A 15,768-nucleotide genomic window follows, 5' to 3' on the forward strand; every position below is an offset into this window, starting at 1 on the left:
AGCGCCATGCACCCAACTGAGAATAGATGGCTCTGTGGGTCGTCGAGCCTGCCGGCGTGATTTACCAGCCATCGAAGCTCCTCGAGAGGCGGCGAAACAAGCCTGGGATCATCGTCGCAACTGACGGCGTCGCGACGAACAAGATCGAGCTGTTCAAACAACTGACGCGCATCATCGAGAGATAGCTTTCTCAAGAGATGGTCTCCGCTAGAATATTTTCCATTGTTTTCCCCTTCGGTACAAGCCGCCGGGTATGCGGGGTGGGTAGCGCTGCGGCACCTGTGCCGTTGCCCTGGCAATGTTAAGCCTCGGACTCGTAATTCCGCTAGTCGAACGTGTCGGCTGATCTCGATCCTGAGCGCTGTCGAGAGGCGCAACAGCTAGAACCGTTCTGCTGCTTCTGCCTCGCGCCGACCTTCTTCGTAGGCAATGCGAGCCTCGGTACACCGTTTAGTCGTCAGAGAATCTTCCCCGACGACGTCCGGATGCAAGCGCCGCATGGTGTTGGCATAGGCTGCCCGGATTTCCCGCGTGCTGGCGTTCTTTGAGACACCTAGAACCGTGGACCAGTGCAACCCCGCCGGGGTGTTCGTGGCCGCGGAATCTCTGACGGATTCCCTCCAGGAACCAAAGCCATTTGCCCCTGCCCACTCTTCAAAGGCCTCTTCGGCAGATCGCTGACGACGATCGGCTTCCGCAAAGGTATCGTAGGCGTCCGGCCGACGTCGGTCCCGGCGCGTCTCGTAGCCGCCATGAGGGGGCGTCCCGTAATCTCTGCCGAGGCCCTCCGTCGCGTAGCGTCTGTAGGATCGATGGGATCCTTGCTTCGCGAAGGGGTGGTCCGTTCTCGAACTTTTGCGGGTGCTGCTCGAGGGCGTCGGGACGCTCGCACGGGCCAGGTAGGACATGATGCCGGCCAAGATTGCTCCCACGATCAACAGAACATTTATGATCGTGTGGGCGGTCATCGAAGGGCCCCAGTTTCCATAGAAGGCTGAACGATCGAGCCCGTTCTGCCGTGCGGTTTGCAACGGTGTGCCAGATGCTTCCCCAAGAGGAAAGTGGCCGCGCTTCTATCCACCTCTAGGTGATTTCAGACCCGAGCGCTCACAGATTCCTTGGTTTTCCGGCAGTCTCTGGAAGCATGATCGTGAGATCGATATCGCTAGACCCGGATCCGTCGCAGATCAGGCGGCCAGAGCAAGCCGGCTTCGACGAGCGCGATCGCCGCCGCGGCAGGCTTGCTGGCCTCGACGACCTCGGCCCGTTATCGGTGATGGTGGCTGATCGAGGCCGAGACGCACTAACTCTCCGTCTGGAACCCACCAGGAGGTGACGCGGGATCCCCATATCCGAGTGATAGCCTCCATGGTGATCGGCCTGATCTCCGTAGTAGCCTGGGCATATCCGGAGAGAAAGGATGCGGTATTGAGGTTCAGTCCTCGAGCATCCCCGAAGCGATCGTCTCCGGTGCGTACGCCGACATGCCGAGGAACGTTCGTCCAGGTCGAGTCATGGATCGCCACGAGCGGAAGAGTGAAGCGGCGGCCGAGCGTTGCCGCCATCACCATGCACTCTCCATACAGGTATCGGAGCGTTAGATCTTCCACATCCTGGGCTGCTGCCATTTAGGCGGATGTCCTTTCGATCGGGCCTACAAGCTGACCGACAACTCAGTGTCGCTGACGTGGATGAAGACTTTGGGGTTTCCCAGCTTGATCGCTGCCTCGAAGACGTCGAGGCCTATCTTGTCGACGCCGTCATCTCCACCCATGATGGCGCGGGCCATGTCGTAGTCGTCCGGTCCGGCTTCGAACGCGTATGCGACCATGCCGCTGTCGCCCGATCTGTTCTTAAGGAACGGCTCGCCCGGGCTCATCAGATAGACGCCCTGATCTTTGACTAGCCACAAGCCGGCCGGGATCTTCGCCGGATCGACGTCGTCCTGGGATGGGTAGGTCGCCCCGTCGGGTTCCTTGCCGTCTTTCCGGCAGGCCGGATCGTACAACTCGGCGTAGCAGGGACGGCGGGTTGGGGAGTTGCGCGCATGATGAACGATTGTGCGCAGTGTGTCGTCTACGAGGAAGGTGAGAATACCAGCCATGAGGATCTCCGTTCAAAGGTAATCGGGTAGCGGGCCAGCTGTGTTGCTGGCGAGTGATCATCGGACCCTTTGCGGGGTCCTCGACGCTTTTTCCGAGGGCGCTAGACCTGCGGCGATTTCGTCAGGAGTTCCAGCCTATCTTGAGTATGGAAGCTCCTGCGAGGGTTTGAAGCACACCTTCGATCCGCCGATTATCCGCTGCCTCGAGGATCACAAGCCCAACCGTGGGCAGCGTGTGGCCGAGTAGTGTCCCGTGGTTTGTCAGTTCCCGCTCAGCCGCTGTGAGCGTGCTCGCTTCCAGCCCGGATGACCGCCATTGCTCTGCCAGGCCGGCAACATGTGTGATAGCGAGTGCCGCTAGGTCGGGATTACGTTCCTGCCACATCCGGACAGCCTCGCCAGCAATGCGGTGCCCACCGCAACCGGTCGGGAGGGCGACCGTATGAACCTCGCCCGGTATCAGGTTGCCATGAGCATCGAAATTTCCTTCGGGTGATCTGATCCCGCGACCTGGTCGCCCAGCGTTTCAGGAAAGGTGGTGCTAGGCGCACTCGGAATAGCGGATGGTGTGATGAACGCGGTACGGCTGAGCGTCAGGGCTCCCGATTGCAGATAGCAGTGGCCCATCGTCAAACTGCCCGCGGGTTGGATCTGCGATCATGCCTGCAATCTGTACCCACGAGTGTCCGGTCGTAGGATAGCCCTCTGGGCACGGGCGATCGTACTCGCCCCATACAAGCTCCGCCTCCATCCCTACGTCGGCGAGTCTGGATGCCAAGTCGCCCGCTGCCTCCTCGCAATGTCCAGCGAGAGGGCCCGAGCGCGCAAGAACTTGGTTACGTACTGCGATGGTCATCTGCTCGAGGAACTGGGGAGGGGACATGGTCTGGATCCGTTGTGACGGCTTGGCTACGCATTGCCGACGGCGGCCACCTTGTTGATGGAAGAGCAGGGATAGCATTGGAGGCCTGACAAGCCGCGTGTGAGACCTCCAGGGTGGCCAGAACATTGATCGCGAGGACCCGGGTAATCCGATCTAGGAGGGAGATCCCGGCTTACCAGGATGCCAGCAGCAGCAGGATGTCGAAGCGCGGGAACATGGAACATCGTCGGGGCCACCCAGAAAAAGCCCCCGTAACAATATCTTGATTGAATCTGCCGAAAGCAGCCTGACAAATAAGTGAACCATTTATCGGATTGGTCGAAACTTCGTGATTACGATTCCCGATTCGGGACGAAAGCGCCTACCCCTCAAGTGGTACCCATCGCAGCCGTTTTTTGACTGACCCGCCTGATAAACCTCTTCATTTATTCGCAAACGTATATTACGCACACGACTGCGTGAATTACGGATAGTTACCGAGGGGCGGGAATCATATACATAAAATGACTCAGTTTTTCCGGTTGCATTCGTAACGGGAGCGCGTCCAGCAGGCTAAGCAGTCTGGCCGAATATGGTTAAGCGCGCGAGAAGGTCATCGGCATACGTGCCGGTCGCATCGGGGGATGCGGTGGGGAAGGTGGAGACGCACAATGTACAGAAATTACAAAATTTCTATCATTGATAGCAATGAAATAGGCCGCGAGGGTCTGAAGCGGTCGTTTTCGGAACGCGGTTTCGGGTTTGTCGAGACGCGTCCGGACGCGGCATGCGTCGCGCCGGGGCCCAACCACCTTGTTCTCGTGACGTCTGCAGATCAGGACGAGGCGCTGGCCATTTGCCGGTTCGTGCGATCTGGCTACCCCTCGGCGAAGATCGTCATCGCGGTGGAAGATTGTTGTTCCGACATAGTGGTTGAGGCGATCGCCTGCGGGGCGGATGGCGTGTTGTCAAAGATCCTGCCGCTCGAGCAGATGCTGGCTTCGCTTCATCTGATCGCGCTCGGCGAGAAGGTCATTCCGACCCCTGCCATCGATGCTCTGCCGGCGAGGTTGCTCGTGATCCGAGCTCCGGCCTCCGAGGACTCGTGCCTATCGACGAGAGAGCTTTCGGTGCTGGAGCGGATCGCGGCGGGCCGGGCTAACAAGCTCATCTCTCGGGACCTGGGGATCGCTGAGGGAACCGTGAAAGTGCATGTGAAAGCGATCTTGAGAAAGCTCGGACTTGCGAACAGGACGCAGGCGGCGCTTTGGGCGGCAGAAAGAGCCGGAGCTTCACCGGGCGACGCTTCATCCCCGCACGGCGCATCTCCGACTGCCCCGCGAGTAGCGTCAGGGATCGTTTCGGATCTCGCGCGCTCGGCATGATTCAGCGGTGGCGAACCGCCTTCTGGTCCGTCACCTCCATGGCACGGTCGTAGGAGGCGATCAGAGCGTCGAAGGTGGTCCGAAAGGCCTCAGCCTCGCGCCGGAATGGGATATCACTGCCTTCGCTGATCTCTGGGCTCATAAGCCAATCGAGATGGCGTTTGGCCGCCTCGACGCGGCCCATGCTCTCACAACGATCGCGAAGATTGACCATAGCGTTGTCAACTTGTCGATGACGCTCTGCCCACACTCCGTTCCAGATGTCCCCCTGCTCCGGATAGCGGCGAAGCCAGACGATCTGCGGGTCATTGGGATCGACCTCGTCGTCGGAGGCGAGCACGACCCCCAGCCGGGCGTAGAGAAGCTCCTGGAACACGACGTCGGGCTCATGGCGCCAGCGCTCAAAGAGTCGCTCATTGGGGGTCTTCCCATCGCCGGATGAAGTAAAAAGAAACCGGTCCATGAAAATCGGATGCTCGAACGATTGGGAACGTAGCTCCGGAAGCTCGAGATAGATGGCCATCTCCGAGAACGTCGAAGCTTCGCGTTCATTCTGCGCGTTGCGAGCCGCCATGGTGGCTCCGTTCATGCCGCGGGCATAGGGCATGGTGGCAGCATGATAGATTTCGTGGAGATAACGGAGATCTCGGATGGTGGGGTTTTCGTAGTCCGCGAGCTGAATGGCGCTCCACCACGGGGAGAAATGGGTCCATTCGAGCCTCTGGTCCGAGGCATCAAAGAAGATACGAGGCAAGCGCGCGAACTTTTGCACGATCTGATGCACCAGACCACCATCCCGGTGGTTCTGCTCGACGAGGCCGCCCGGAGACCACAAGTCCATCACGTAATCAGCGATTTCGCCCGGCTTCGCCAGAAGTAGGATGCTGTCGACGTTCATGTTACTTCCTCTGTGGCTTGCGTCGCCGGGCGGCGGCTGTCTGCGGCCCCATCAGGTGGCGTCGCGCAGTAGGGCCGGCCTGATCGACCAACTGTGGAACGGTTCATGTAGGCGACCTGCCAGAGCAAGATCCTCTGGATCGGCGAGGTCCAGGACGCAGGGCCCGATCTCGGCGACATGAGCAGCCCATCCATCCACCAGGAAGCGTCCATCAACGATCGCGAGGTCGTGTCCTTCTGCATGGTTCGTCATTTCCGCCGAACTGTCTTCCGAGCAGAAGTAGCCGCTCATGATCGCGCGATCGCTGCCGAGCTCTGCAACTACCTCCTGGGCAGACCCCCAACACATCGTGGTCGGTGCGCCGGTTCTGCTAAAGGTTTCCTCCTGATCAGGCGCTGATCTCGGTTCTGACCAACCTGGAGCGTCTGATCTCCCGAAATGCGTCTGCAGCCAGGTCCGTGTCATCTGTTCGGGCGGCGGGATCCGACGCACGGCTCAGTCCTCGCGCGTGAGGATGAGGTGCTCGAGCGACGGTGCCATCTCGGGCGCGATCAATCGCGTCATAGTTGGGGTGAGACAGATCCGCAGCTTGCGATCTGAGCCGGCGCCACGGATCAAGCTGGACAAAAGGGGGCTGGCGGTCTCGGGGACGGGAGCGGTCGCGAGCACGTTGACGCCTGCCGGCCGCAGTCCTTCGACGCCCAGGCGCTGGGCGACGAGAGCCGTCGCCATGTCCTGCTGAGCACGATAGCGGCGCGGGAGGTGGAATACGCCGTTCGCCGACATCATCTCCACGCCCCACGCCAGGCTGGTGAGGTTTTTGAACCAACGGTTTCCAAACAGCGTCCCGCGTTCGGTTCGCGAGAACGCGCCCCCGCAGCGATGGTAGTAGCCGCCGAAGGGCTTGGAGTGGCTGATTACGAAGGCCGGCACGTTCTCATAGTCGAGCGCGATCTGATACGGATCGGCCACCGATCCGACATAGCTGAGATCGGGGATGATCTGAACGTCCGGGCGGAGGGCGGCCATCGTGCCGAGGAATTCGTCAAAACGCGGCCAAACGCCTCCGTCGATCGAGGAAGGCTGGCTGATCCAGACTTGACCGTTCTCGTCCACCTGATCGATCATCGCGGACCAGTCGTCGCGGCTATGTCGTCGGACAGGGACGGACAGCGCGGCCGCGAACGATGCGAAGCCCTCGTACTCCCCTTCGAACACATGGACGGAGGGATTCCGACCCCTGGCCCACTGCTGTGTGGCATATTCGGCCATCAGTTTCACGATAGCTTCGCTGGCGCCCGCCGTCGGATACCTGTGAGAGAAAGCAGATGCATCCACATCCACAACTGGCGATGACCAGGTAAGCCAGCTGTCGAAGTAAGCGACGTGCATATCGTCCTGCTTCTGGGTCCATGGCTCATGGTAGCGAGACAGCCACTCCCCGCGGCGCGAACTGAGCAGGATGTCCAGGGGTTGTCCTGACCTTTCCAGGTCGTCGATGTGAAGACCATCCACGACCCGCATGATGGCCCGTTCGGACTCTGGCGTGACCATCGCGTAGATCGTGCCGGAGGCTCCCTGCGCGAGTAGCTGACGCTTGATATCTGCTTGCGCATAGGCGGGCAGAGCTTCGTTGGTCGTCATGAATTCCATCCTGATTAGGGTCAGCTTTGCCGCTGGACGGCTCGCAGGCTCGATCCATCCTTAAATGGTTGAGCCTCATTCGAAGGGGCGCTAAGGGCGATGCCCTCATCATCGAGGTTTGGTCAATGGACGTGGTCGCGGTTCAGCTTGGTGTCTTCCTGTACGCAATACTGGCGGCCTTCGTGGCGTCCTCGATGCGACTGAACCGTAAGCAGAACCGTCCAAGCTCGACCATGATGGTCATGACCGGCTGGGGGCTGTTTTCTTTCTCCGCGGTGAGCTCGGGGCTACTTTTCGCCTTGGCTGCCGCAATGGCCCTTAAGCTCGTCCCTGACGATGGCCTGCTGCTGCTTGGCTGACGCAAACGCTCAAACTGCCGATGGCAAATTGGGGAGCCAGGCTTTGAGCGGGTGAGTTTAGCTTGGGCGGTTTGCACCACCGACGATCTTCGTGCGCCCCTCGACGGGTTCGAGTAGTCGCGCCCGAATAGCTGGCTAGCGGAGCCCCGCCTAGAACATGACTCGCATGCTGCCGTCGAGAACAGAGACGCGAGCCTTATAGTTGTAGAACTCACGGTGTTCTTCGAGGTGCTCGGGTGTGAGCACATTTCCGCCGTTGATCTGCTTGCCCCCACGCTTAACCGATGCTGTGATAAACATCGAGCCGGAGCGAGCCGAAACCTGATAGCCCAAGGCCTTCATGGCGCTGCGGAATGTGGCCAGATCGACTGTCTCTTTGGTCATGCGTCCGTCCTGGTATCGTTGGCTGAGATAGATCGAAGATCCACGCGGGACCTCCTGTTTCAAGAGTGGAGGGCAGGTGCCCGAAGCCGGACCAGCACTGTGTTGACTCCAGTGCCGCTCTCTTCGAACGAGCCGACCGGGAGGTCGATGATTTCACCGTCCATGCGCTCGACCAGTTTGCGGAACGCATCGGTCTTGCGATCTTTGCGGTACTCGACGCCGGCGGCCATGACAGCCACGATCAACCCGCCGGGAGCGAGGAACTTGACCGCATGGACCACGTGGTCGACGTCCAGACCGCGGTCGAAGGGCGGGTTCATGAGGATCCGGTCGTAGATCGGGTCCGGGTGCATCTCGAGGAAGTCGTCGTGGATCACCTTACCGAAGCGCATGTCGCGCAGGGTCTGGACGCGCCCATGGTGAAGCTCGACCATGTCCAGGTCATAGCTGGCGCCACTGCGCTCCATCGCCTCCCTCAGCGCCTTCACGATCGCGCCTTCGCCAGCCGAGGGCTCCAGGACGCGGTAGTGTGGCGGCACGTAACCTTCGCGCGCCGGAGCGCAGTTCATCTTTGCGTTGCTGATGATCCGGTGCGCAACTTTCTCAGGCGTGGGGAACCAGCCCATGTTTTTCGCAACCGCTGTGCTACGGCGATCAAGCGGGTCTTCTTCCACGGCGTCAGCGCCGGCGCCGAGCACCTCGCCGTAGTATTCGCCGAGTAGCTTGTTCACCTTGCGCAGCAGGTCGTCACGCTTGAACCAGACGTGCGCATTACCGTTCTTGAACGCCTTCACGCGGAAGTAATCGTCCTCGACCACGAACGCCCGACGCTCCAGCCCGCGCTGCTGCTCGCTGACGAGCGCGACGATGCCGAAATGTCGCTCGGGTAATATCTTCTCGCCCTCCTCGTCACGCGGGGCGTCATCGTCCAGCATGATGAAGGCGCGGGCGATGTCCACCAGCGTCTCATCGTGAGCAACATGGTGGCTCCAGCTGCCCCACTCGGAGAAAGCGTCGCTAAGCACCACGCGATCTCCGAGCTTGAAACCATCATGACTCCGGAAGCGTCGATCCAGTTTCGCGAAGGCGTTCGCGATGCCGCGCTTGAAGAGGCGATCGGCGTCGTGGACCAGCTTGAACAAGGTGGCCTCGGCAGTTTCGTGGGTTACCTCCGGGGGATCTTTCAGCAACTGGGCCCGGAATTCCTGGTGCGCTTGGCGATCCATCAGCTTGTCGAAGCCGAAGCCCCTGATGAGATAATCCCAGACGGAGCGGTCAGCCTGGTGACGCAGGTAGGTGAGGAAACCCGAACGATCACCGAAAGAGAACGCCCGCGCGGCCTCGTCGCGATCGACATGGAAGCGGGCGCCGCCCGCAGCCTTCGCCGCGGTCTCGAACGCCTCGTCCAGTGCGGCGATCGCCGTCTCGAACTTTTCGACGGCCAAGGTACGATAGCCGACGATTTCGTCGATCGTGGCACGGGTGGCTAGGGCGGTTCCGGTCATACATACTCTCGAGTTGATCCCGCCATGGTGGGTGGCGAGCGTGAAGGTTTTCACGAGCTTTGGGAGATGGCGGCATCGCCCCGGTTTTCACGGATATCGTTGCAGAAGCTCCGGCGGTTGCACGAGGCGCTCGTCAGTGCTGCGCTTGATCTTCCCGGTTTCCGAGTTCCGGTCCGCGCGGCTCTCACCGCGCGACCTCATCACCGGCTCATTCCCACAGACGCGGGTGTCTATGCGGGATCGCCGTAGAGCTCGCCGCAGCGCGTGCAGGAAGTGTCCGCCGGCAACCTGCCAACTTCGTTGACCCAGGAATGGAGACCGACGCTGCACTCAGGGTCGCTTTCGGTTTCGGTGACTTGGTCGGCCAGGATCTTCTTGTGCAGATCGGGCTTGTTCTGCAGCAGCCAGGCCATCGCATCATCCTCATTTACATGACACTCGAAGCCGATCGGGTTCCGAGTGTTCTGCATGTGGGCGATGTGCTCAAACATCTCGGTCACTTCGCCGTGGGCGCCCTCGAAGTGCTGAGCAACGGCATCCGCGGGATAGTCGCCGCCCCATTCACACCGGGCGAGCTCAAGGATCTCCTCATCGCTCGCCTGCTCGAACCACCGCAATGCATCGAAGTTGACCTCGACTGCGCGGTCGTCGCTATACGTTTCGGCCTTGATCTCCATGGTCTCTTCCTCTCGTCGCAGCATCGCTGCGCATGAATGTGCTATTCTCGCGCGCGCGAAGCGTGCGGGTCGGTTGTTCGCGGGCGAGAAGGGTCAGTACTCCCGGATCTCGAGTCCGCCGTGGAGCGCGCCCAATTCGTCGGCACGCTTGAGCGCCAGCTCCCGCGAGGGGAACTCGTCATCGTCCGCAGTGTCGAACGGGTAATGGTTGCCCCGAGGGTCGGGGATGCGCCGGTAGACGGACCAGCCCTCGATCGGATCGCCTTCGCCCGAGTAGGTGACGTCGCCATTCTCAGCGGTGTGGAAGGCGTTCACGCATACTACGGATTTGACGGCCGACGGATCAGAGCTCGTCGCTGCAGCGCCGGGCACCGGGTCCGACGTATCGCCGGCAGCGTCGCGAGGCTCTGTTAGGTCGGCCTCGTTTGGTTCCCGCCCCTCGTGCAGCGTGAACTGCTGGCAGAGCTTCACCGCGGCGAGCGCTGCGCAAAGGGCAGACTTGCGAGCCTCCATGTCAGCGATGCGGCGGGCGAGGGGGAGCGCGACGGGATGGTGCTCAGTGTAGCGCTGCTGCTCGGGAAGCTTGTCGAACTCGGCCCGCCAGCCGTCGATCTTCTGCGCGCAAGCATCGACCTTTGCCTGGATCATGCCCTCGACGTCGGTGCGGCGCAGATATGTGGTGAGGTCCGACATCAGTCCAGCTTCATCGTGGCAAAGTCAGCCAGATCGTCGGCGAGCGCCTGGCACGCCTCTGCATCCAAGCCGGGATACTCACCGCCGCATGTGCGAATGAGGTCAATGTCTCCGGAGAGGTCACCCTTTTCGAGCGCCTCGCCGAGCAGCCGAAGGCCAGCCCACACCGCGTTGTATTCGTCTGAGGTCAATTCGCGTGGCATATCATCGTCCTTCTGCCGGTCGCGCTGTCAGCTCCCGGTTGGCAGCTGCGATCTCGCGACGATATTCGCTGATCGGGCGCTCGCCGATGTCCAGGCTGCCGAACGTGCCATCGGGACGCGGCGACGGGATCGAGCCGCGATAGCCGCGCATGTTGAAGTAGAGTTCCGAGAACGGCTTGCCGTCGACCATGATAGCGTAGCGCATCTTGGTCTCCATGCACGCCATACGGCGCGGGCGTTCTTCCAGCGTGATCCGATTCGCCACTTCTTCTTCCTTTCTCACCGCGCACCGCTGCGCGGGTGAGGGTGTTATTGACCATGCACGCTAGACGCGCGGGTGGGTTATTTGCGTCGTTCGGCTGCCATCGACCGATTGATCCGCTCCAGCACTGCCTTACGGTGATCGAAGAAGTCGTCGGAGGGAGTGCGCATGCGCCCCAGGCTCCGATCGAACCCCGGCGGATCGTTCCAGCCGATGTTGTCGCGGGTGAGGATCTGGCTCATACGCGCCGCCTCCCGGCCTTGAGCATTCGTTGGAGGCTCGAGCTCTTGGACTTCGCGGGGCGGTAGCCAGCGTGGAAGAAGTCGGCGTAGCTGGGCGGGGCAGGGGGTGCCGGCGGCTCGACCGCTTTCGCCGCTGCCTCCCGAGCGTCGATCTCCTCGCGGGTCTCGAACATGGCGTGTCCGCACTTGGGGTAGTTGTGCAGGAGCCAACTCTGCCGATTCACAATGTCGCCACCGATGTCCCGCGCGCAGTCACCGCAATACCAGGCGTAGGAGCCGTGGTTGAAGTGGAGCGCGGGCTCGGCCTGGCAGCTCTGGCGGTTGCACGCGCCGCCCTCCTTGCCCTTGTTGGGCTTGCAGGGCGCGTCGAGCGGAAGGTCACCGAAAGCCATCAGCACTCTCCCAACTGTCGACCACCAGGCACAGCTTCACGTTGCCCATCTTGACGCTGCCATTGTCGAAGATACCCCAGACGAGCCGAGCCTCGTCGGGCGACGAGAAATAGCCGTAGTATTCCTCGGTTGCGGTCTCGCCTTCGGCATCCAACACGTCGTAGATGATGACGTAGGTGGACGGCTTGGGCTTGCGGCGCAGCAGTTTGCGGAGCCGGGCGAACATCAGAACGCCCCCTTCGCCTGCTGCTCGCGCAGGTGCGGCGGCATTTCGTCGTCGGGCAGAAGCATCGCCTCCTCGTCGGTGAGGATCTCGATCTCGAAGGGTCCGGGCCAGTTGCGCACCATGGCGGGCGCGTTCGCGGCACCAGCGAGCGAGTCGTAATCGCTGGCGTCATCGCCGCCGGCCGCCGCGAACTCATCGTCGGTGATGCCGAAGGTGGTGACGCCGCCATCCACGTTCAGCGCGTGGTCCCTGATCCAGGCCTGACCCGTGAAGCGCGCAATGCGGGTGATCGGCGCGGGGACAGGGGCCTCCCCGATCTCCACGACGCCTTCGACCTCCCGGTCTTGCTCGTCGCCGATGATCGCATCGTTGAGGAACTCGATCGGATACTCGCCGCCGGTGGCGTGGTCCTCGAACAGTTCCGCTGCATCCTCCGCACTGTCGGCCTCGATCAACCAGCGTTCGCGGATCGGCGCCCTCGCCGTTGTGGTGACAATGAACTGGGGCATCAGCCGATCACCGTAATGGCGGCTTTCACGCCCTTCTGGTAGACGGACAGCTTGAACCTGCCGGGCTGCGTGGAATACTTATCGTTCCAGATGTCCGTCGCCCGGTTGTCCACCTCGCGCCGTGTGCCCGTGAACGCCTCGCGATGATCGATCTCCTTTGTGCCGACCCGCTTGACGCGAATGCCAAATTCTTGAGTTTCGTCGTCCATCATCTCATCCTTTCGATCGGGGCACTGCAGCGCGAGCGCGGGCGTTTACCTGCACCACAAAGATGCAGGTGGGTTTGGAGGTGGCCATGCTCTGGTCGCCCTCTTATTGCGTCCGTCGGAGGCACTGAGCAGCGCGTTGTCGCGTCACTCCCAAGAGCCTCCCGGTCGTGCCGGGACGGTTCTGGTCGCATGGGATCAGAAAGCCGGCGTTGGAGAATTCCACACGACGGCTTCGACCAACCTCGAGCGGGCTTGGGTCGTTAGTGCCGTTCCCTCGGCGGGTTGTTCACGATTTCGAGGAAACGATCCACGGGCGTCTGCTCGATGGCCGACCTTCCAGACTTTCGATAGTGGACGTTCCCGCTCTCCACCCAGACAATCTCGACCTCGATCTCGAAGGTGGCCCGACTAATCGTGTTCGTTGCTTGCCGGATCGTCAATTGGGTTCCAGGCAGCAGGTCTTCCTCGGTCATCAGTCTCTCCGCGCTGCTGGCTTCGTGCGGCCCATCATGTATCGCCTATACGCGTGTGCGTCAGGAGCCGGGTGCAACATCAGCGAAGCCCTTCTTGCCTCGCTCGTAGGCGCCGCCTTGGATCTCCCTCGTCTTCTTCACCAGTTTGTCCAATCCTACCGGTTCGTATCGGACCATCGGATCTTCTGGGAACAGTCGATCTTCGCGAACACCCGGACTTTCTCGATGCGGTCAAACGTAGCAGCGCACCCGCCGACCCGCTCGATCGCCGACAGCGCCAGGCGAACATAGCGCTCGTCCACTTCAGCCGGCACCGGGTGGCACACGCCTATGCCTGTGCAGATGGAGGCATGGTTCGCTTCCCCAACCCCCTCCTGGAACCGAACGCGGACCATGAACCAATGGTCGTCTACCGAGGTGACGCGGGCGAGCTTCTTGGGGTTCCGCGCCCGAAGCTTCTCCAAATAAGCTTCGGTCTCGCTGGTGAGATCCGATGGAATGCCCTTTGAGTCTTGCGCCGCGGCAGATTGAAGTGTGAGGGCGGCGAGCAAGGCGAACAACATCGCGTATCTTCCTTTCAGGAGGCGAGTGCCGAGCGAGCAGCGTGCCGCTCGGTGTTAGCAGAAGAGGATCGCGCGATCGGCGCGGACCCGGAGGCTAGAAGGGCAGGCCGATCTCTGCTGCCACCGGCGGTAGGCAATTGGCGGGAATCCGGATTCGTTCATCAAGGTGGATCGTTGTGCCGAGGTTCGGCAGTCCCGCCGGCGCCGCTAGGCAAGTGGGGTCGTGCCCGATCGCCTTATGCGCGGCGGGACAGGCCTTGATCAAGGCGTAGAGCGCGTCATCGGGAAGCATGTGTAGCGTGTCGATGATTACGAGGCCGTGGTGCAGCGGATTTGAGCGCAGCCGCCCCCAGGCACGCGTGCGGGCGTCGTATTCGAGCGCAGCGTGGACGGTCTTAGCTTCGGTCTCGAACACCTCCGATAACCGTCGCGCCGCCTTGCCCGTCGGACCCAGGACGAGCACATCCGCTCGTGGGTCCTCAATGCTCGCGGTCAAGATTTTCCAGGCGCCGAACGCCAGTTGGAGGATCAGCCTGACGCCGCTGCCCAGGTCACCTCGGAGAAACACCAGGGAGTCCGATAGGATGGCTTGTGCGGCAGTGAGTTGGGCGATGGTCGGTCGTTGTGCGATTGTCGACGCTGCCAGCGACACCGCGTTATCGATGTCAGCACGCGAGAAGTCGAGGGTCTGGCTAGGGCTGAACATAAGCGGCTCCGGGGATGTGAATACTAACGATGATGGCGTGTAGCGCGCTAGCCGAGCGTTATCGGATGGAACAGGCGCAGAGCCGTCGTTCGGCGGGCCAGAGTCGGTCGGCTTTGGAGCCACGGTAAAGATCCGCACCGGGAGAAAGAGGCCCTGGCGCAAAAACCACGCCAGGCGCGTCGAGGCCGGTGTGCAGTGGCGTCAGGCTGCCTTGCGCGCCTTCCGCTCGCCAGCGGCGACCTCGACAGCGACGAAGGAGATGCCTTTGTCTTCGTCGTAGAAGCCCGGTTCATAGCGAGGCTCATCGTTCTTATCGTTCCCGACGAGAACATAGTCGATCGCGGAAAGCTGGAGATCGAACTCCTGATCTTCGAGCACGAATGTGATCGTCGACTTATGGATGCGGATGCTCTCGCTGTTAACGCGGCGCGTATCATCGCCCCACTTGATCTCGAAGGGACGCGCGGACTGGAGCATCGTCTTCAGCTGATTGGCGAGAACGACAGCAGCGTTCGTGCCGCGCTTCGGTGCGACGATCGCGATCGCGGCATCGAGCTTCTTGAGGGTCTTGTGGACTGCGGCGGTGATCTTAGCCATTGCATTCTCTCGTATGAATTTTGGGAAGGTGACGCACTCGCCTCCAGTTTTACAAGAGGCCATGATCCCGGCTGGCAGCCAATTAATTTTTCCATTCCTGCCTGGATCACATTCTACTGCTTGCTCAGTTGAGCGCAGCGTTTTCTACGACGGATCGACGTCATCATCGTTGGTGCCGAGGTGGGCGTTCTCCTCGGCGGCGACGGTGGCGAGATAGTCTGTCAGTTGAGCGTCAAGGCCCTGACGTGAAATGAAACCAGTCAGAAGAACGACGAGGGTTTCCTCGTTCCAGCCTTGGTCCGCGGCAGTCTGAACAGCGGAGGACGGGAGATGCGCGAGTGCGCTCATGGTATTGCTTTCGTTGAGGATGTGAACGGCTGTTCCTCGAGCATCATCTGCCGAGGGGCGACGCATGGCTAAGCTCGACCGCCGGAGCGTGTCAGGCAGGCACGAAGGGGTCGTGCGGGGAATGAAAGAAGGGCCGGCCCGCAGATCGCGGCCGGCCCCTGGAATGTTGAGCAGATAGGCTGCCCCTCAGCGGATCTGAAGCTCATTCCTCGAGATCGAGATCCCAGTCCTGCCAGGAAGGAGCGCGCAGCTCCTGCATCGTGAGGTACCCAAACCAGCGGCGCGGATTGCCGCAGCAGGGCCCGCTGCACGACTGGGGGGTCGTCGCGGAGCGACGCACCCAATGATGATTCTGTTCAATGCCGATCCGTGCAGCATGCGCGTACGCGCGACGAATGGCCAGCTTACGCTGATCCCTCCGGTAGTTCCTGTCTCGCAAGCTCACCTCCGCTCGCCTGGGCCGGCTTAATTGCCGGGCCAAGTATGTTCGGAGGGAGATGCTGAGGCTGGGTCATGCCAGTATTAGA

The 15,768-nt window shown here is 61.3% G+C and carries 24 protein-coding genes; 3 read left to right on the plus strand and 21 right to left on the minus strand.

The features are described from left to right. The first annotated feature begins 26 nt into the window (after positions 1 to 26). Positions 27 to 185, plus strand: a complete 159-nt coding sequence (locus QP045_RS02995; protein ID WP_422513467.1) for a hypothetical protein — start codon at positions 27 to 29, stop codon at positions 183 to 185. A 195-nt stretch (positions 186 to 380) separates the two neighbouring features. On the opposite strand, the gene QP045_RS03000 is transcribed toward QP045_RS02995, so the two are convergent. Beyond that, positions 381 to 968: a J domain-containing protein gene (locus tag QP045_RS03000; protein ID WP_422513468.1), complete on the minus strand. Its 588-nt coding sequence runs from the start codon at positions 966 to 968 to the stop codon at positions 381 to 383. A gap of 686 nt (positions 969 to 1,654) precedes the next feature. Next, on the minus strand, positions 1,655 to 2,104 hold the full coding sequence (locus QP045_RS03005; protein WP_422513469.1) for a DUF3085 domain-containing protein: 450 nt from the start codon (positions 2,102 to 2,104) through the stop codon (positions 1,655 to 1,657). Between the two features lie 1,533 nt (positions 2,105 to 3,637). On the opposite strand from QP045_RS03005, the gene QP045_RS03010 reads away from it, so the two are divergent. Next, positions 3,638 to 4,351, plus strand: coding sequence for a LuxR C-terminal-related transcriptional regulator (locus QP045_RS03010; protein WP_422513470.1), 714 nt, complete (start codon positions 3,638 to 3,640; stop codon positions 4,349 to 4,351). Position 4,352: 1 nt separating this feature from the next. On the opposite strand, the gene QP045_RS03015 is transcribed toward QP045_RS03010, so the two are convergent. The 3 genes from QP045_RS03015 to QP045_RS03025 all read right to left on the minus strand — a co-directional run bounded on the left by QP045_RS03015 (position 4,353) and on the right by QP045_RS03025 (position 6,893). Then, positions 4,353 to 5,249, minus strand: coding sequence for a hypothetical protein (locus tag QP045_RS03015; protein ID WP_422513471.1), 897 nt, complete (start codon positions 5,247 to 5,249; stop codon positions 4,353 to 4,355). Positions 5,250 to 5,300: 51 nt separating this feature from the next. Further along, a complete protein-coding gene (locus tag QP045_RS03020) occupies positions 5,301 to 5,540 on the minus strand; it encodes a hypothetical protein (protein ID WP_422513472.1) in 240 nt (79 codons plus the stop codon). Positions 5,541 to 5,744: 204 nt separating this feature from the next. Next, positions 5,745 to 6,893: a hypothetical protein gene (locus tag QP045_RS03025; RefSeq protein ID WP_422513473.1), complete on the minus strand. Its 1,149-nt coding sequence runs from the start codon at positions 6,891 to 6,893 to the stop codon at positions 5,745 to 5,747. A gap of 125 nt (positions 6,894 to 7,018) precedes the next feature. Here QP045_RS03025 and QP045_RS03030 point away from each other — a divergent pair, with 125 nt between their 5' ends. Further along, positions 7,019 to 7,252, plus strand: a complete 234-nt coding sequence (locus QP045_RS03030; protein ID WP_422513474.1) for a hypothetical protein — start codon at positions 7,019 to 7,021, stop codon at positions 7,250 to 7,252. Positions 7,253 to 7,402: 150 nt separating this feature from the next. Here the strand turns inward: QP045_RS03030 and QP045_RS03035 are convergent, their stop codons facing one another. The 16 genes from QP045_RS03035 to QP045_RS03110 all read right to left on the minus strand — a co-directional run bounded on the left by QP045_RS03035 (position 7,403) and on the right by QP045_RS03110 (position 15,241). Further along, positions 7,403 to 7,636: a hypothetical protein gene (locus tag QP045_RS03035; protein ID WP_422513475.1), complete on the minus strand. Its 234-nt coding sequence runs from the start codon at positions 7,634 to 7,636 to the stop codon at positions 7,403 to 7,405. A gap of 59 nt (positions 7,637 to 7,695) precedes the next feature. Beyond that, positions 7,696 to 9,141 (minus strand): DUF4942 domain-containing protein, encoded by a 1,446-nt coding sequence (locus tag QP045_RS03040; protein WP_422513476.1) that lies wholly within the window; start codon positions 9,139 to 9,141, stop codon positions 7,696 to 7,698. A gap of 230 nt (positions 9,142 to 9,371) precedes the next feature. Continuing rightward, entirely contained in the window at positions 9,372 to 9,818 is a 447-nt protein-coding gene (locus QP045_RS03045; RefSeq protein WP_422513477.1) for a hypothetical protein, read from the minus strand. 93 nt (positions 9,819 to 9,911) lie between these two features. Next, a complete protein-coding gene (locus tag QP045_RS03050) occupies positions 9,912 to 10,511 on the minus strand; it encodes a hypothetical protein (protein ID WP_422513478.1) in 600 nt (199 codons plus the stop codon). Beyond that, positions 10,511 to 10,714, minus strand: coding sequence for a hypothetical protein (locus QP045_RS03055; protein ID WP_422513479.1), 204 nt, complete (start codon positions 10,712 to 10,714; stop codon positions 10,511 to 10,513). The genes QP045_RS03050 and QP045_RS03055 overlap by 1 nt, the downstream gene beginning before the upstream one ends. Position 10,715: 1 nt before the next feature. Then, complete coding sequence (locus QP045_RS03060) at positions 10,716 to 10,979, minus strand: hypothetical protein (protein ID WP_422513480.1); 264 nt, start codon at positions 10,977 to 10,979, stop codon at positions 10,716 to 10,718. 77 nt (positions 10,980 to 11,056) lie between these two features. Beyond that, the gene (locus QP045_RS03065) at positions 11,057 to 11,218 is read right to left on the minus strand and encodes a hypothetical protein (protein WP_422513481.1); all 162 of its coding nucleotides are present in this window, start codon (positions 11,216 to 11,218) and stop codon (positions 11,057 to 11,059) included. Next, positions 11,215 to 11,610, minus strand: a complete 396-nt coding sequence (locus tag QP045_RS03070) for a hypothetical protein (protein WP_422513482.1) — start codon at positions 11,608 to 11,610, stop codon at positions 11,215 to 11,217. The genes QP045_RS03065 and QP045_RS03070 overlap by 4 nt, the downstream gene beginning before the upstream one ends. Then, on the minus strand, positions 11,597 to 11,836 hold the full coding sequence (locus tag QP045_RS03075) for a hypothetical protein (protein WP_422513483.1): 240 nt from the start codon (positions 11,834 to 11,836) through the stop codon (positions 11,597 to 11,599). The genes QP045_RS03070 and QP045_RS03075 overlap by 14 nt, the downstream gene beginning before the upstream one ends. After that, the gene (locus tag QP045_RS03080) at positions 11,836 to 12,345 is read right to left on the minus strand and encodes a hypothetical protein (protein WP_422513484.1); all 510 of its coding nucleotides are present in this window, start codon (positions 12,343 to 12,345) and stop codon (positions 11,836 to 11,838) included. Before QP045_RS03080 ends, QP045_RS03075 begins: the two co-directional genes overlap by 1 nt. Further along, a complete protein-coding gene (locus tag QP045_RS03085) occupies positions 12,345 to 12,554 on the minus strand; it encodes a hypothetical protein (RefSeq protein ID WP_422513485.1) in 210 nt (69 codons plus the stop codon). Before QP045_RS03085 ends, QP045_RS03080 begins: the two co-directional genes overlap by 1 nt. A gap of 260 nt (positions 12,555 to 12,814) precedes the next feature. After that, positions 12,815 to 13,027 (minus strand): hypothetical protein, encoded by a 213-nt coding sequence (locus QP045_RS03090; protein WP_422513486.1) that lies wholly within the window; start codon positions 13,025 to 13,027, stop codon positions 12,815 to 12,817. Positions 13,028 to 13,182: 155 nt separating this feature from the next. Then, the gene (locus QP045_RS03095; protein ID WP_422513487.1) at positions 13,183 to 13,590 is read right to left on the minus strand and encodes a hypothetical protein; all 408 of its coding nucleotides are present in this window, start codon (positions 13,588 to 13,590) and stop codon (positions 13,183 to 13,185) included. Between the two features lie 94 nt (positions 13,591 to 13,684). Then, the gene (locus QP045_RS03100) at positions 13,685 to 14,296 is read right to left on the minus strand and encodes an AAA family ATPase (protein ID WP_422513488.1); all 612 of its coding nucleotides are present in this window, start codon (positions 14,294 to 14,296) and stop codon (positions 13,685 to 13,687) included. Between the two features lie 201 nt (positions 14,297 to 14,497). Further along, positions 14,498 to 14,893, minus strand: coding sequence for a hypothetical protein (locus QP045_RS03105; RefSeq protein ID WP_422513489.1), 396 nt, complete (start codon positions 14,891 to 14,893; stop codon positions 14,498 to 14,500). A 144-nt stretch (positions 14,894 to 15,037) separates the two neighbouring features. Beyond that, positions 15,038 to 15,241, minus strand: coding sequence for a hypothetical protein (locus QP045_RS03110; RefSeq protein WP_422513490.1), 204 nt, complete (start codon positions 15,239 to 15,241; stop codon positions 15,038 to 15,040). Between the last annotated feature and the right edge of the window lie 527 nt (positions 15,242 to 15,768).

It is taken from the genome of Sphingomonas sp. 3-13AW (genome assembly GCF_049311085.1).
GTDB lineage: Bacteria > Pseudomonadota > Alphaproteobacteria > Sphingomonadales > Sphingomonadaceae > Sphingomonas.

Bases quoted from the DNA above. Each gene is read 5' to 3' on its own strand.
- QP045_RS02995 (WP_422513467.1), top strand. From the start codon at position 27: ATGGCTCTGTGGGTCGTCGAGCCTGCCGGCGTGATTTACCAGCCATCG.
- QP045_RS03000 (WP_422513468.1), bottom strand. From the start codon at position 968: ATGACCGCCCACACGATCATAAATGTTCTGTTGATCGTGGGAGCAATC.
- QP045_RS03005 (WP_422513469.1), bottom strand. From the start codon at position 2,104: ATGGCTGGTATTCTCACCTTCCTCGTAGACGACACACTGCGCACAATC.
- QP045_RS03010 (WP_422513470.1), top strand. From the start codon at position 3,638: ATGTACAGAAATTACAAAATTTCTATCATTGATAGCAATGAAATAGGC.
- QP045_RS03015 (WP_422513471.1), bottom strand. From the start codon at position 5,249: ATGAACGTCGACAGCATCCTACTTCTGGCGAAGCCGGGCGAAATCGCT.
- QP045_RS03020 (WP_422513472.1), bottom strand. From the start codon at position 5,540: ATGAGCGGCTACTTCTGCTCGGAAGACAGTTCGGCGGAAATGACGAAC.
- QP045_RS03025 (WP_422513473.1), bottom strand. From the start codon at position 6,893: ATGACGACCAACGAAGCTCTGCCCGCCTATGCGCAAGCAGATATCAAG.
- QP045_RS03030 (WP_422513474.1), top strand. From the start codon at position 7,019: ATGGACGTGGTCGCGGTTCAGCTTGGTGTCTTCCTGTACGCAATACTG.
- QP045_RS03035 (WP_422513475.1), bottom strand. From the start codon at position 7,636: ATGACCAAAGAGACAGTCGATCTGGCCACATTCCGCAGCGCCATGAAG.
- QP045_RS03040 (WP_422513476.1), bottom strand. From the start codon at position 9,141: ATGACCGGAACCGCCCTAGCCACCCGTGCCACGATCGACGAAATCGTC.
- QP045_RS03045 (WP_422513477.1), bottom strand. From the start codon at position 9,818: ATGGAGATCAAGGCCGAAACGTATAGCGACGACCGCGCAGTCGAGGTC.
- QP045_RS03050 (WP_422513478.1), bottom strand. From the start codon at position 10,511: ATGTCGGACCTCACCACATATCTGCGCCGCACCGACGTCGAGGGCATG.
- QP045_RS03055 (WP_422513479.1), bottom strand. From the start codon at position 10,714: ATGCCACGCGAATTGACCTCAGACGAATACAACGCGGTGTGGGCTGGC.
- QP045_RS03065 (WP_422513481.1), bottom strand. From the start codon at position 11,218: ATGAGCCAGATCCTCACCCGCGACAACATCGGCTGGAACGATCCGCCG.
- QP045_RS03070 (WP_422513482.1), bottom strand. From the start codon at position 11,610: ATGGCTTTCGGTGACCTTCCGCTCGACGCGCCCTGCAAGCCCAACAAG.
- QP045_RS03075 (WP_422513483.1), bottom strand. From the start codon at position 11,836: ATGTTCGCCCGGCTCCGCAAACTGCTGCGCCGCAAGCCCAAGCCGTCC.
- QP045_RS03080 (WP_422513484.1), bottom strand. From the start codon at position 12,345: ATGCCCCAGTTCATTGTCACCACAACGGCGAGGGCGCCGATCCGCGAA.
- QP045_RS03085 (WP_422513485.1), bottom strand. From the start codon at position 12,554: ATGGACGACGAAACTCAAGAATTTGGCATTCGCGTCAAGCGGGTCGGC.
- QP045_RS03090 (WP_422513486.1), bottom strand. From the start codon at position 13,027: ATGACCGAGGAAGACCTGCTGCCTGGAACCCAATTGACGATCCGGCAA.
- QP045_RS03095 (WP_422513487.1), bottom strand. From the start codon at position 13,590: ATGTTGTTCGCCTTGCTCGCCGCCCTCACACTTCAATCTGCCGCGGCG.
- QP045_RS03100 (WP_422513488.1), bottom strand. From the start codon at position 14,296: ATGTTCAGCCCTAGCCAGACCCTCGACTTCTCGCGTGCTGACATCGAT.
- QP045_RS03105 (WP_422513489.1), bottom strand. From the start codon at position 14,893: ATGGCTAAGATCACCGCCGCAGTCCACAAGACCCTCAAGAAGCTCGAT.
- QP045_RS03110 (WP_422513490.1), bottom strand. From the start codon at position 15,241: ATGAGCGCACTCGCGCATCTCCCGTCCTCCGCTGTTCAGACTGCCGCG.